At 58.6% G+C, this 13,518-nt stretch carries 10 protein-coding genes; 5 read left to right on the top strand and 5 right to left on the bottom strand.

Annotated elements, in window-relative coordinates; all coding sequences use genetic code 11:
- The first annotated feature begins 2 nt into the window (after positions 1–2).
- Positions 3–728, top strand: coding sequence for a 3'-5' exonuclease (locus FVV99_RS08350; protein ID WP_148253576.1), 726 nt, complete (start codon positions 3–5; stop codon positions 726–728).
- A gap of 76 nt (positions 729–804) precedes the next feature.
- On the opposite strand, the gene FVV99_RS08355 is transcribed toward FVV99_RS08350, so the two are convergent.
- On the bottom strand, positions 805–2,466 hold the full coding sequence (locus tag FVV99_RS08355) for a BCCT family transporter (RefSeq protein WP_148253577.1): 1,662 nt from the start codon (positions 2,464–2,466) through the stop codon (positions 805–807).
- Between the two features lie 162 nt (positions 2,467–2,628).
- Positions 2,629–3,108: a PRC-barrel domain containing protein gene (locus FVV99_RS08360; protein WP_148253745.1), complete on the bottom strand. Its 480-nt coding sequence runs from the start codon at positions 3,106–3,108 to the stop codon at positions 2,629–2,631.
- Positions 3,109–3,417: 309 nt separating this feature from the next.
- Here FVV99_RS08360 and FVV99_RS08365 point away from each other — a divergent pair, with 309 nt between their 5' ends.
- The 4 genes from FVV99_RS08365 (at position 3,418) to FVV99_RS08380 (ending at position 9,008) form a co-directional block, all read left to right on the top strand.
- Positions 3,418–5,136, top strand: coding sequence for an NAD(P)H-dependent oxidoreductase subunit E (locus FVV99_RS08365; protein WP_148253578.1), 1,719 nt, complete (start codon positions 3,418–3,420; stop codon positions 5,134–5,136).
- 18 nt (positions 5,137–5,154) lie between these two features.
- The gene (gene fdhF, locus FVV99_RS08370; RefSeq protein WP_148253579.1) at positions 5,155–8,019 is read left to right on the top strand and encodes a formate dehydrogenase subunit alpha; all 2,865 of its coding nucleotides are present in this window, start codon (positions 5,155–5,157) and stop codon (positions 8,017–8,019) included.
- A 17-nt stretch (positions 8,020–8,036) separates the two neighbouring features.
- Complete coding sequence (locus tag FVV99_RS08375) at positions 8,037–8,276, top strand: hypothetical protein (protein ID WP_148253580.1); 240 nt, start codon at positions 8,037–8,039, stop codon at positions 8,274–8,276.
- A 297-nt stretch (positions 8,277–8,573) separates the two neighbouring features.
- Positions 8,574–9,008: a hypothetical protein gene (locus FVV99_RS08380; protein WP_148253581.1), complete on the top strand. Its 435-nt coding sequence runs from the start codon at positions 8,574–8,576 to the stop codon at positions 9,006–9,008.
- Between the two features lie 59 nt (positions 9,009–9,067).
- Here the strand turns inward: FVV99_RS08380 and FVV99_RS08385 are convergent, their stop codons facing one another.
- The 3 genes from FVV99_RS08385 to FVV99_RS08395 all read right to left on the bottom strand — a co-directional run bounded on the left by FVV99_RS08385 (position 9,068) and on the right by FVV99_RS08395 (position 13,336).
- Complete coding sequence (locus tag FVV99_RS08385) at positions 9,068–10,453, bottom strand: sigma-54-dependent transcriptional regulator (protein WP_148253582.1); 1,386 nt, start codon at positions 10,451–10,453, stop codon at positions 9,068–9,070.
- A 16-nt stretch (positions 10,454–10,469) separates the two neighbouring features.
- Complete coding sequence (locus FVV99_RS08390; RefSeq protein WP_148253583.1) at positions 10,470–11,915, bottom strand: sensor histidine kinase; 1,446 nt, start codon at positions 11,913–11,915, stop codon at positions 10,470–10,472.
- 134 nt (positions 11,916–12,049) lie between these two features.
- Positions 12,050–13,336 (bottom strand): aromatic ring-hydroxylating oxygenase subunit alpha, encoded by a 1,287-nt coding sequence (locus tag FVV99_RS08395; RefSeq protein WP_148253584.1) that lies wholly within the window; start codon positions 13,334–13,336, stop codon positions 12,050–12,052.
- Between the last annotated feature and the right edge of the window lie 182 nt (positions 13,337–13,518).

The raw sequence follows: 13,518 nt of genomic DNA on the forward strand, positions 1-13,518 counted from the left end.
TGATGCGTCGCTCGCTTCCCAAGGCGTCCTCGAAACGACCTGATTGGCTGCCTTATCTGACCGCCCGCGTCGATGATGCTCGCCATGCCGGTCTGCAACGCTACTATTCCCGGTCGCTATTTGCCCCGGAGACTCCGATCGCCAATATTCCTATGGTGGCGCTGGATATGGAAACGACCGGGTTGGATGAGCGGCGCCACGCGATCGTCAGCATCGGACTGGTGCCGTTCGACATGCAGCGTATTCGGCTGGCCGAGCGGCGTTACTGGGTCGTGAAACCGCCGCGGCCGCTCAATCGAGATTCCGTGACCTTTCACCATATTACGCATTCGGAAATTGCCGATGCGCCGGATCTTCGAGAGATTCTCGATGAACTGCTCGATGCCTTGGCCGGACGGCTGATCGTAGTCCACTATCGAAACATTGAACGCCATTTTCTGAACACGGCCGTCAACGCGCGTATCGGTGAGGAATTCAAGTTCCCCGTCATTGACACCATGGAACTGGAAGCGAGATTGCACCGGCGCACCTATTTATCTCGTCTCAAGCGTCGACTGGGGGGCAAACCTGTCTCCATTCGTCTGCATAACAGTCGGGGGCGGTATGGATTACCGGCTTACCAGTCGCACCATGCTGTCATCGACTCTCTGGCTACCGCTGAATTGCTGCAAGCACAGGTCGCACGCCATTATTCACTGGAGACACCCTTGGCGGATATCTGGATCTAGATTCGACAGCAGCACGCGACACCATGAAAAAGGCGGCCATGAAGGCCGCCTTTTTTGACAGAACCCGAGGATAGGCTCATGTCGATTTGGGCTCGCTTCGGAGTCCTTGAATGATGGCATAGCACGCCACGAGCAGTACCAGCGTGAAGGGCAGGCCGGTAGTGATGACCGCCGTTTGGAGCGCAGTCAAACCGCCACCCAGCAGCAAGGCAATGGCGATGGCCCCCTCGATGATGGCCCAGAAAATGCGCTGGGATCTGGGGGCGTCGACTTTGCCGCCGGCCGTGATGGAATCGATCACCAACGAGCCGGAGTCGGACGAGGTGATGAAGAATACCATGACCAGGATAATCCCCACGAAGGAGGTGATGGCTGTCAACGGCAGCTGGCCGAGCATTTCGAACAGTTGCAACTCCAGCGCTGCATCCTGGACTCCCTGGAAACCATCGGTGACGACCTGATCGATCGCGGTACCGCCAAATGCCGTCATCCAGAGTACTGACACGATCGAGGGCACCAGCAGCACGGCAATCAGGAATTCACGCACGCTACGACCGCGCGAGACGCGTGCGATGAACATACCGACGAACGGTGACCAACTGATCCACCAAGCCCAGTAGAAGGCCGTCCAGCCTTGCGTGAAATTGGCGTCTTCACGTCCAAACGGGTTGGAGAGTGCCGGCAGGTTGACCAGATAGGCCACCAGGTTCTCGAAGAAGCCGGTCGCGATCAGCAATGTCGGTCCTACCAGAATGACAAACAGCAGTAGCAGTGCCGCCAGGCCCATGTTGAGCTGGGACAGGCGCTGAACCCCTTTGTCGACCCCGAGCATGATCGAACACAAGGCGACCGCCGTGATGCCCATGATCAACAGTACCATGGTGACGTTGGTATCCGGTATGCCGAACAGATAGCTGAGGCCGGCTGAGGCCTGCGATGCCCCGAGCCCCAGCGAGGTCGCCAGGCCGAAGAGGGTGGCGAAGACCGCCAGGATATCGATGGCATGGCCCCACCAGCCCCAGACGCGCTCACCCAGTACCGGGTAGAAGATCGAGCGCATGGTGAGAGGCAACCCCTTGTTGAAAGAGAACAGCGCGAGTGCCAGTGCAACGACGGCGTAGATACCCCAAGGGTGGAGGCCCCAGTGGAAGATGGTCGCGGCCATGCCGAGTGTCATTGCCCCGGCGTCATTGCCTTCTGCGGCGCCAAGCGGCGCCCAGTCGGTGCGTGCGCCATTCTCGGTCGTGATGCCGCCTAGCGCCGTCTCGAAATGGGTGATGGGTTCCGAGACACCGTAGAACATCAGGCCGATACCCATCCCGGCAGCGAATAGCATGGCGAACCAGCCCGCATAGCTGAAGTCTGGCGTAGCATGGGCGCCGCCGATACGTACCCTGCCTAGCGGGGTGAATATCAGCACGATCGAAATGACGACGAAAATATTGGCAGCCAGCAGGAAGAACCAGGCCATATTGCCCGTCAGGAAGCTGAAAATGCCGTTGAAGAGCGGCTCGACCTGATCCTGAAGCGCCAGGGTGATGATCACGAAGAACAAGATCACCAGCGATGAGATCGTGAAAACCTTACCGTGAAGATCGAAATTCACGCCGAACCTGGTCGAGGCAATGTTGTCTTGCCCGATCACATAGTCCGTATCGATGAGGTTGGCGGGTCCATCCGGCGCGGGAATGCCTTCGGAACCCTCGTTTTGATTTTGCGATGAGTTATCTGTTGCCACAGGAAAATCTCCGTCGTTAGGACTTCGGATTCCAGAGGTGTATTACGAATACCCTTGCTATTCTATTGTGACAATTTATTGCGTGATTGCCACCCTTGAAATAATTCGTTTCATTTCTGATTCTTGTCAATCTCCAGGCGGTTATATGGCACAGCCACTATGTCAGCCATCATTACGTATTTCGTTGATACGTTCATTGATGGTTTCCATGACGTCCGCCGCACCTTCCTGAGTCCGTTGCCAGGCACTCTCGGCACCTTCACGGGTTTCCTGCCAGGCTTGGGCAGCGCTTGCACGTGCATGGTGCCACCAATCCCGATCGTAAGTCGGCAATTCCCGAGCCTCCTCTTCCGATAGATCGATGATGACGCGGTGATCGATGTCATCGCCACCTTCGTTGTCGGTTTCGAGGCGGTATTGGTCATTATTGATGACGACATCTCTGCCTCCGATGGCCGATGAGTTCTCGGCATCGATGACCAATGCCTGCACCTGCATGTTGTCATCCAGCAGGATATCCTCGACGTCACCGATCTCGTTGCGGCTCTCTCCTTGCAGATAGACACCGGCATCCATGATGTCATCGGCGGAATACAGTCCCTGGGGAGCAGGCGTCTGGGCTTGAGCGGCTGCAGCCAGCATCAGCCCTCCTGCGAGGCAGGCGAAATGGGGTCTGAATGCGTTGTGAGGCATGTCGTTCGCTCCTTTTTGACCGTTCATGGGGCTTCCTCCGCTGAAATAAGCAGCACGCGCCATAACCATAGTCGCTGATGCCTGAAATTCAAAACATCGCCGACTGTCGGCGCTGCAGGTTTGCTGTAAGCGACATCGACATAGTCATTGCACCCAATCCCGACCTTATGATCATTGCCGGGTCGCGCAGGCAGTGCCAACATTCAAGGAGAGGTAACAGATAACATCGGCGGCAGAACCGACCAACAAGAGCACGCTATGACCGTCCAGACCGTGACCCCCCAACGGCGCTTTCGGGCCAAGTCGCGCGGCCGTGATCTCGAGCCCGCTGCGCTCGATGAACTGCGCGTACTGCTTGGTGACGAACAGCGATTCCCCGAGCTGCAACGGCGCGATCTTCTGATCGAGCATTTGCATGTCATTCAGGATGCACAGGGCCATTTGCCGCTACGGCTCATGCGAGCTCTGGCAGCATTCATGAATCTGCCCATGGCCGCGATCTATGAAACGGCAACGTTCTATGCTCACTTCGATGTGGTTCATGACGACGAGGCCCCACCACCGGCTATGACCATTCGCGTCTGCGACTCCCTGTCCTGCCAGTTGGCCGGGGCCGAGGCGCTAAGACGTGAGTTGGCTACCGGTATGGATGCCGATCAGGTCCGGGTACTGCGTGCCCCATGTATGGGGCGTTGCGAAATGGCGCCGGTCGTGGAGGTAGGCCACCGGCACGTCGGATTCGCTACCCGTGATCGTGTCGCGACGATCGTCGCAGAGGGTGAGGTCCATCCCCAGATGGGAGCTTGGCAGCATCTCGACGATTATTGCTGCGAGGGCGGTTATGATCTGCTGGCCGATTGCCGCGCTGGCCGCGTCTCTGTGGACCAGCTCATGCAGACACTGGAAACCGCCAATCTGCGCGGTCTCGGAGGAGCCGGCTTTCCCACCTTCAAGAAATGGTACTTCGTACGCCAGGAGAGTGAACCCCGTTATTGCGCCATCAATGCCGATGAAGGTGAGCCAGGAACGTTCAAGGATCGTTACTACCTGGAGCGTGCGCCACACCGTTTTCTGGAAGGCGCGCTGGTCAGTGCCTGGGCCGTGAATGCTCAGGGATTGTACATCTACCTGCGCGATGAATACCCCGGGCTGCACCGCGTGCTGCACGAAGCCATCGCCGAACTGGAAAGCGCCGGTTTGGCCCCGCCTGGCTATATCGTCATGCGTCGAGGGGCCGGCGCCTATATCTGCGGTGAAGAGTCGGCAATGATCGAATCGCTGGAAGGCAAGCCCGGCAAGCCGCGCCATCGTCCGCCGTTCGTGGCCCAGCGCGGTCTCTTCGACCGTCCGACACTGGTCAATAATGTCGAAACCGTCTACTGGATCCCGTTGATCTGGCAACGAGGGGCCGATTGGTTTGCCAGTCATGGCCGACATGGCCGAAACGGCTTGCGAAGCTTTTCCGTCTCGGGACGAGTCAAACGGCCAGGGGTGCATCTGGCACCGGCCGGTATCACGTTGCGTGAATTGATCGATGAGTATTGCGACGGCATGCAGGAGGGACATGCGTTGGCGGGCTATCTGCCCGGTGGCGCCTCCGGCGGCATGTTACCGGCGTCCAAGGCGGATATTCCGCTGGACTTCGATACGCTTCAGGAAGAGGACTGTTTCATCGGTTCCGCGGCGATCATTGTCATTTCCGATCAAGACGATCTGCGCCGAGTCGCTACCAATCTGCTGGCGTTCTTTGCCGATGAGTCCTGCGGTCAATGCACCCCGTGCCGGGTCGGAACGGAAAAGATGCTGACGCTGCTTGAACGCGATGAATGGAATGTCGATGAGTTGACGCGCTTATCCCAGGTGATGATGGATGCATCGATTTGTGGCCTGGGACAGGCGGCACCCAATCCGGTACTGGGCCTGCTCAAGGATTTTCGCGAGCCGCTGGCTGCCCAGAACGTCATCGTCAAGGGATAAAAGTCGAGGAGACCGATCATGAATACCGTACTCGCTCCGCCGGCGGATTCCCGCGCCGAGGCTTTCACTCTGACGCTGGACGGTGTCGAGGTCAGTGGCTATCCCGGCGAAACGCTCTGGCAGGTGGCCAAGCGCGCCGGTGAAACCATACCTCACTTGTGCTTCAAGGATGCGCCGGGGTATCGCCCCGATGGCAACTGTCGGGTCTGCATGGTCGAGATTGAAGGGGAACGGGCCCTTGCAGCCAGTTGCCTGCGTGAAGCGAAGGCCGGGATGGCCGTCAAGAGCGCCACATCCGATCGGGCTCGTGTCTCGCGGGAGGGGGTGATGGAGCTGCTGATCGCCGATCAGCCCGAGCGGGAAGAGAGTCCCGATCGTTCCAGCCACTTCTGGGATATGGCCGACAAATTGGCCATCGATGCCACGGCCGTGCGCGAGTGGCTTCCGCCACAATCGGTGCGGACGGAGCCGACGGTGCATCATGTCGCCGAGCGCGAGGCGTCGCTGATGCATGATGCGACCCACTCGGCAATGAATGTCAATCTCGATGCCTGTATCGAATGCAATCTTTGTGTGCGGGCCTGCCGTGAGGTTCAGGTCAACGATGTCATCGGGCTGGCACATCGTGGTGCTGCGTCCAAGATCGTCTTCGATTTCGACGATCCGATGGGCGATAGCACCTGTGTCGCCTGCGGTGAATGTGTGCAGGCCTGTCCGACCGGCGCGTTGATGCCGGCAACGCTGATCGATTCCGCGGGGCGCGGTGACTCGAAGGTGGCGGACAGTACCGTGGACTCCGTCTGTCCGTATTGTGGCGTCGGCTGTCAGTTGCGCTATCACGTCAAGGACGACGATATCCTGTTCGTCGAAGGGCGGGACGGACCGTCCAATCATAACCGTCTTTGCGTCAAGGGCCGTTTCGGCTTCGACTACCCACGTCATCCATCACGCCTGACGGTGCCTCTGATCCGGCGTGAAGGCGCCCCCAAGGGGGTCGATCCCGACTTCGACCCTGCCCAGCCATGGAGTCATTTTCGTGAAGCGACCTGGGAGGAAGCCCTGGACCGGGCGGCACAAGGGCTGGTATCGCTCAAGAACGCTCATGGTCCCAATGCCCTGGCTGGATTCGGTAGCGCCAAGTGTTCCAACGAAGAGGCCTGGTTGTTCCAGAAGCTGGTGCGAACCGGCTTCGGTTCCAATCATGTCGATCACTGCACGCGGCTATGTCACGCCAGCTCCGTGGCCGCGCTCATGGAATGCATCGGGTCAGGCGCTGTGACAGCGTCATTCATGCAGGCGCAACAAGCGGATGTCGTGATCCTGACGGGCTGCAACCCTGCCATCAACCACCCGGTGGCGGCGACCTTCTTCAAGCAGGCGGCGAAGCAGGGGACCAAGCTGATCGTCATCGATCCCCGAGGACAGGCGATGGGGGCGCATGCGTATCGCACCCTGCGTTTCACCCCGGGCAGCGACGTATCGCTTTTCAATGCGATGCTGAACGTGATTGTCACCGAAGGTCTCTATGACCAGGCGTATATCGACGCTCATACCGAGGGCTTCGAAGCACTCAAGGCCCACGTATGGGACATGACCCCGGAAGTCATGGCTGATAGCTGCGGTGTGAGTGCCGATACGATTCGTGAGGTGGCGCGGCTCTATGCCACGGCTGACAAGGCCATGATCTTCTGGGGTATGGGCATTTCACAGCATACCCATGGCACCGACAATGCCCGCTGCTTGATTTCATTGGCACTGGCTTGCGGCCATACCGGCCGCTCCGGCACCGGCCTGCATCCCTTGCGTGGTCAGAACAATGTACAGGGCGCGTCCGATGCCGGTCTCATTCCCATGGTCCTGCCGGATTATCAACCGGTGTCCGATGCTCAGGTTCGCTCGGCTTTCGAGGAGCTCTGGAATACACCTCTGGACGACAAGCCGGGGCTGACGGTCGTGGAAATCATGGACGCGGTTCGTGATGGCACCATCAAGGGCATGTATATCCAAGGGGAGAACCCCGCCATGTCCGACCCGGACCTCGACCATGCGCGCGCGGCTTTAGGTACGCTGGAGCATCTGGTCGTGCAGGATCTGTTCGTGACTGAAACGGCCCAGTTCGCTGACGTCGTGTTGCCGGCATCCGCCTGGCCGGAAAAGGACGGCACCGTTACCAATACCAACCGACAGGTTCAACTGGGACGACAGGCGATGCCATTGCCGGGCCAGTCCAAGCCGGACTGGTGGATTATTCAGGAAATGGCTAGGCGCTTCGGTCTACCGTGGGATTATCGTCACCCTCGCGATGTGTTTTCCGAGATGAAGCGAGGCATGCCGTCACTCGATCATATCTCCTGGGAGCGTCTCGAGGCTGAAGGCTCGGTGACGTATCCGTGCCATCACGACGATGGGCCTGGCGAGGATGTCGTCTTCTCGAATACCTTTCCCACGACATCGGGCCGCGCCAAGTTCAGCCCGACACTGCCGTTACCGCCCGATGAACCCATCGATGGCGAGTACCCCACGGTCCTGACTACGGGGCGTCAGCTCGAACATTGGCATACCGGTTCCATGACGCGGCGCACTCGCGTGCTAGACGACCTGGAACCAGAGGCTGTCGCCAGCCTGGCGCCTGGTGAGTTGAGGCGTCTGGGGCTGCAGCCGGGGGACCCCGTCAGTATCACGACACGCCGGGGCCATATCGCGTTGCGGAGTCGTGTCGATGCAGGCATGCCTGAAGGGATGGTGTTCGTGCCGTTCTGCTATGCCGAAGCGGCAGTCAACTTATTGACCAATCCGGCATTGGATCCGTACGGCAAGATTCCGGAATTCAAGTATGCAGCCTGTCGCTTGGACAAGGCCGAGGCAACGGTGATAGCCGGTTGAGGCGAGGAGGGGTCCACATGATGATCGTAGACTTGATCGACGGCGAAGATTTCCGGCGCCAATTGGTGGCGTTGGGGATTCGCATTCCCGAAGGGTCCTGCCCTGATACGTGCGCGCGTATGGCCTTGCGTCGCTATATCGAGGTCGGCGTCCCTGGGTTGCAGAGCCAGGTACAGCAATGGATGCAGCATACCGACATCATGTTGCCCTCCGTACGCCAGGCCATAGAGCGTTTCTTGCTGCCTGGTCTGCGGTAACGTAACCCAGCATCCAGGGTGGCTTCGATGCTGCACGTCCGGGACGTGTCTCGGGTCGCTGTGTCATTGTGACCCATGTGTCGGATGACACCCGCTCTGCTCTGCTTCTTTGTGGAGAAAGCTTTCGTAACTCGTTGATATCCCTGGTATCATGTTGTTGGCATGGGTTGTGCATCAGGTTGGTTGCCTGAGCCCATTACGCGTCCAAGGAACAAGCGCGGGGAGCAGGATTCAGTCAACCATGACAGTGAATTCATTCGGCTCATGGACTGTATAGTCGCTGATGTTAGGAGAGCAATGATGTTATCCAAGGGATTTCTCAAGTCACTCGGGGTGTTGGGTGTGTCTCTGAGCCTGATTGCGAGCCCGATGGCGGTGGCCATGGAAGAAGAGGATCCGAGCCCGCAGTCCACCGAACAGTCAGCGGATGAGGGCACGATCGGTGGTGAAACCGAACCCGGCGCCTCTGAGCCAGACAATGGCATGAATGGGTCTGGCCAGGGCATGGAGAGCCACAACCCGGAAGCGCCGCAGCAAGAGCCATCCAGCGAGGGTACGGTCGGTGGTGATGCAAGTGGCGGCGCCCCGGGAGAAGAGAACTGGGAAACCCAGGAAGGCGCCCAGGAGAGTTATGACGCCAGCGGCGAAGATGCCGGTTTCGGAGACGGAACCGCTGATCTCCCGGAGGAAGAGCCAAATGGTGTCACTAGCGAGCCGGCTGACGATATGTAAGTAGCGGTTGGCCCCCTCAGGTATGCCTGAGGGAGGTGTCGTATCACATCAGGACACACTCACTCCTCACCATGATCGAGCCGCCGATAGAGTGTCTTGCGTGCAATGCCAAGGATATCGGCGGTTCGGCGCTTGTTGCCGCCTGTCGCGTCCAATACTTTCTGAATATAGCGCTGTTCGACGTCTTCCAGGCTTGGCCAGGTCGTGGCCTGAGTCGCGGGTACGTCGGTTTCGTCGCCAGACGCCAGCGTCTGGCGAGTTGCGTGCTCACGTATCCGTTCCGGTAGATCGGAATGATGGAGAACGCCCTCTTCGGCGAGCGTGACGGCGCGCATGATCGCGTTTTCCAGTTCACGGACATTGCCCGGGTACGGGTAGGTCAGGAGCCGCTGCAGGGCCGCTGGTTCCACCCGTTCGATATGCTTGCCTTGAGAGTGTGCATGCTTGTCGATGAGGGCGGCGATCAGACGATCGATATCGCCATTGCGGTCGCGTAGAGGGGGGATCTTCAGGGAAAAGGTTTCGAGTCGATAGAACAGATCACTGCGGAAATTCGCCGCTTCGATTTCCTTCTCGAGGTCGCGGTGAGTGGCAGCGATGATACGCACATCGACGGTTTCTTCCTTTTCAGCACCGACGGCCCGCACAGTGCTTTCCTGCAGAGCCCGTAACAGTTTGGCTTGCAGAGAGATCGACATTTCCCCGATCTCGTCAAGGAAAAGACTGCCGCCATGGGCTGCATGGAATAGTCCCTGACGGGCTTCATTGGCGCCGGTAAAGGCGCCTTTCACATGACCGAAGAATTCGCTTTCCATCAATTCCGCGGGAATGCTGGCACAGTTGACGGCAATGAACGGTGCGTCACAACGGGCACTTTCGGTATGGATGGCCCGAGCGAGCAGTTCCTTGCCGGTGCCGCTTTCTCCGAGAATCAGAATCGGTGCATTGCTTTTAGCCAGCCTGGCGGCGTTGTGAAACAGCTCTTGCATGGCGGAACTGGCGCCCACGATGCCATGGAAGTGGGCACTCTGCTGACCGGCCTCAGCGAGTCGCGAAGCCAGTCGGCGATTTTCGAGCACGCGATACACGGTTTCCTGAACATGCTCGAGATCCAACGGCTTGGTCAGGAAATCGTCGGCGCCGATCTTAAGGGCCTCGACAGCCTGTTCGATGGTGCCGAAGGCCGTGATCACGATGAAACCGACCTTGTTTCCCTCATCGCGCAGTCTTTCCAGCCATTCCATACCACTGAGACCTGGTAACCGCACATCGCTGATGATCAGTTCAACCGACTCGTGACTCAGGGTGGCAATGCCCTCTTCGGCGCTACCGACACCTAGTGTTCGATAGCCGGCATCCCGCAATTCATCTTCGAGTAGCTCGAGGATGGCGGTATCATCCTCCACGATCAGGATAGGGGCTTGCACATTGATCTCCTTGTCCATTTCATCCGCCGTCCTGTCAAGTGGCTGCGTGGGAGTCCATCGGCAGCGTGATGTCGAAACCCGCACCACCGAGGTCACTGTCGAAGACGCCGATGGTGCCGCCATGGTCGTTGACGATGCGGTGAACCATCGATAGTCCCAGGCCACTGCCCTGTCCTACGGATTTGGTCGTATAAAAGGGATCGAAGACCTGATTCTTGACGTCGTCATCGATACCCGGACCATCATCCTCGATACGTAAGTTGACCTCATTGCCTTCCACCCTGGCCTGGATACGCACGTGCCCGCTTGGTGTGGCCTGCAGGGCATTATGCAACAGGTTGGTGATCACCTGGATGAGTTGCTGCCCGTTGACGACGATTTCCGGCTCCGGTTCGGGCAGGTCGATGTCGAGGCGGGGCGTGTGGGTATCCATCTCCTCTTCGAGAAGTTCCAGCGCGGTGCTCACCAGCTCACCGATGCGACATGACTCCTTTTCCACATTATGTTGACGGCCGAGATCCATGAGTTGGCGAACGATCACGACGATGCGGTCGACTTCGCTGCGAATGCGCTGCAGTTTGGCCTGTTCGTCCTCAGACATGTGTTCACTACGCGTCAGACGCTGTGCCTGACCATTGATGACCGTCAAGGGGGCACCGATTTCATGAGCGACCCCGGCGGCCAGCACGCCGAGCTCAGCGAGTTTCTTGGACTTTCGCAGGCGCTGTTCCAGCTCGATCTCTTTCTGTTGCCGTGCTTCTATGTCGGCGTCTTTTTCCGCCATGGCATTCAGCATGCCGTTCAGGGCGATCGATAGCTGCCGGTACTCTTCGGGGCCCTCGACGGAAGCACGATGTTCCCGGTCTCCCTGCTCGACACGTTCCATGACGCCTAGCAGGCGATTGAGCGGTCGTTCGATATGGCGGCGGAACCCCCACCAGATCATCAGCACGATACCGGCGGCGCCGACGGTGAAAACCGCCACGGCCACCAGACTGATGAATCCCGTGTAATTCTCGATACCGGTATTCAGTCGATTGACCTGCAGGACGCCACGCACCTCGCCGTCCGGAGAGGTCAGCGGCATCAGAGTGGAGTAGTAATTCCAGCGTTCATGTTCTCGGTAGGCGCCAGTCTGTTCACCGCTTTCGGCGACGGCATGAATGTCCTCGGGTTCGAATAGTTCCTCGCCCAATCCCAGGCCATAGATCTTGTCGCCACTCTCATCGAAGACATAAGCGCCGTAGATGCGGTGAAAAGAGAAGGCCGAATGCAGGGCCTCCTGCATGGCCTCGGGCGTTTCATTGTCCAGGGAATAGCTCAGGGTCGTGCCAATGGCGTGGGTGATGATCTGTACTTCGTTCTGCAGCTTGGAGCGAACGTTGTCTTCCAGCGATTTGATGGCGACCAGACTGAAAACCAGCAATATGGCGAACAGCGGCACGATGACGGTCAAGATGATGATGTTACGCAAGCGCATACGACGTCCCTGAATGCGACACGAGAAACCGACCTTGTGACCGTGATTGTGTCAGTGCGTTCGCGGCAGGGCACCAGAAACGTCAATGACTGGCAACCAGGCCCGTCTGCTCGGGCCTGGTAGGAGTGCGTGTATCAGCCTTGGGCAAGGTGCAGATGCGAGGTTTCCTTGCCAAGGTTGGCGAGCATGCGCTCGCGGTACCACTCGACGAAGTCGATGACGGCGAACTCGTAGGTGGGAGAGTAAGGGCCGGGACGATAGGCCATCGAGTTGACACCGCGCTGGTTTTCCTCGACCAGTCGGCGGTCCTGGGCATTGGTCGCTTCCCAGACGTAACGGAGTCGTTCGATATCGTAGTCGACACCTTCCATTGCATCCTTGTGAACCAACCATTTGGTCGTGACCAGCGTTTCCTGAGCCGATATCGGCAATATCCGGAAGGAAACGCCGTGGTCGCCGCAGAAATGGTTCCAGGAATTGGGCAGATGCAACATGCGCAGGGTGCCCATGTCGGCACTGGTCATGCGGCCCATCAACTTGTTGCAGGCCGCTCTACCATCGAGCGTCATCGACACGGCCCCTTCCAGCAGCGGGGTACGCGCAATCCGGTTACGCCGTCCGAAGCGTGCCTGTTGCCATGGGATGCCGTCGTTGTCCCAGTCAGTTTGTTTACGCTGGCAGAACGCCTTGTATTGAGGCGAGGCACGGGGATCCTCGGCATCGTCGAATTCCGACAACGTCTTCAGCAATTCCGGGTGTGAGGCATCGCAGTGGTAGCACTCACGATTGTTCTCCATGACCAGTTTCCAGTTGCCTTGCTCGATGATGTTCGATTCGGCGGCCACCTTGACGTTGTCCATGTCATAGGGCTCGTAATAATGCTCTAGGCTGACCAGGAAGTCGTCGATGGGGGCTGGATTCTCGCCCAGGTTGATGAATATATAGCCACCGGCCGCACGGACGGCGACCGGTGCCAGACCGTGAGCTGACAGATCGAAGTCGGCGCCCATCTCCGTTCCCGCGAACAGCAAACGACCATCCAGGTCGTAGGTCCACTGATGATAGGGACAGACCAGCTTGGCGACCTTGCCGCGTTCGGCGGTACAGAGGCGTGACCCGCGATGGCGACACGTGTTGTGAAAGGCGTGAATCTCCCCCTTATCGCCACGCACGATGATCACTGAGCCATCGCCGATCTGTAGGGTCATGTAATTGCCCTTGGCGGGAATCTCGCAGGTATGCCCGGCAAACAGCCACTCCTTGGCATAGATTTCCTGCATGTCCAGCGCGAATAGACGGGCATCGTTGTAGAACGGTTGGGGAAGTGAATGACCCGGCATGCGATGCTCGAGCATCGTTGCGGTCGATTCGCGTACTGCAGCCAAGGGGTCGTCCAGACGTTGGGAGGTCAGCGCGGGCATGTCAGGTGTCCTTGAGCGGTTGACGTGGATGTTGACCGAGTCTGAAACAGTGTCCGCAAACAGAGTTGTCTGGTGGCGACACCTACTGCGTCGTACGCGACGGGGAGTCTGCTTTTTTCTTGGGGAGGAGGGAATGAGTGACATGTCCATGTCGTTGCCAGACAAATGGCGTCAACCAAGGC

It is taken from the genome of Aidingimonas lacisalsi, from assembly GCF_008079445.1.
GTDB lineage: Bacteria > Pseudomonadota > Gammaproteobacteria > Pseudomonadales > Halomonadaceae > Aidingimonas > Aidingimonas lacisalsi.

Excerpts from the sequence above, each read along its gene's own strand:
- FVV99_RS08350 (WP_148253576.1), top strand. The coding sequence starts at position 3 with ATGCGTCGCTCGCTTCCCAAGGCGTCCTCGAAACGACCTGATTGGCTG.
- FVV99_RS08360 (WP_148253745.1), bottom strand. The coding sequence starts at position 3,108 with ATGCTGGCTGCAGCCGCTCAAGCCCAGACGCCTGCTCCCCAGGGACTG.
- FVV99_RS08365 (WP_148253578.1), top strand. The coding sequence starts at position 3,418 with ATGACCGTCCAGACCGTGACCCCCCAACGGCGCTTTCGGGCCAAGTCG.
- fdhF (WP_148253579.1), top strand. The coding sequence starts at position 5,155 with ATGAATACCGTACTCGCTCCGCCGGCGGATTCCCGCGCCGAGGCTTTC.
- FVV99_RS08375 (WP_148253580.1), top strand. The coding sequence starts at position 8,037 with ATGATGATCGTAGACTTGATCGACGGCGAAGATTTCCGGCGCCAATTG.
- FVV99_RS08380 (WP_148253581.1), top strand. The coding sequence starts at position 8,574 with ATGATGTTATCCAAGGGATTTCTCAAGTCACTCGGGGTGTTGGGTGTG.
- FVV99_RS08385 (WP_148253582.1), bottom strand. The coding sequence starts at position 10,453 with ATGGACAAGGAGATCAATGTGCAAGCCCCTATCCTGATCGTGGAGGAT.
- FVV99_RS08390 (WP_148253583.1), bottom strand. The coding sequence starts at position 11,915 with ATGCGCTTGCGTAACATCATCATCTTGACCGTCATCGTGCCGCTGTTC.
- FVV99_RS08395 (WP_148253584.1), bottom strand. The coding sequence starts at position 13,336 with ATGCCCGCGCTGACCTCCCAACGTCTGGACGACCCCTTGGCTGCAGTA.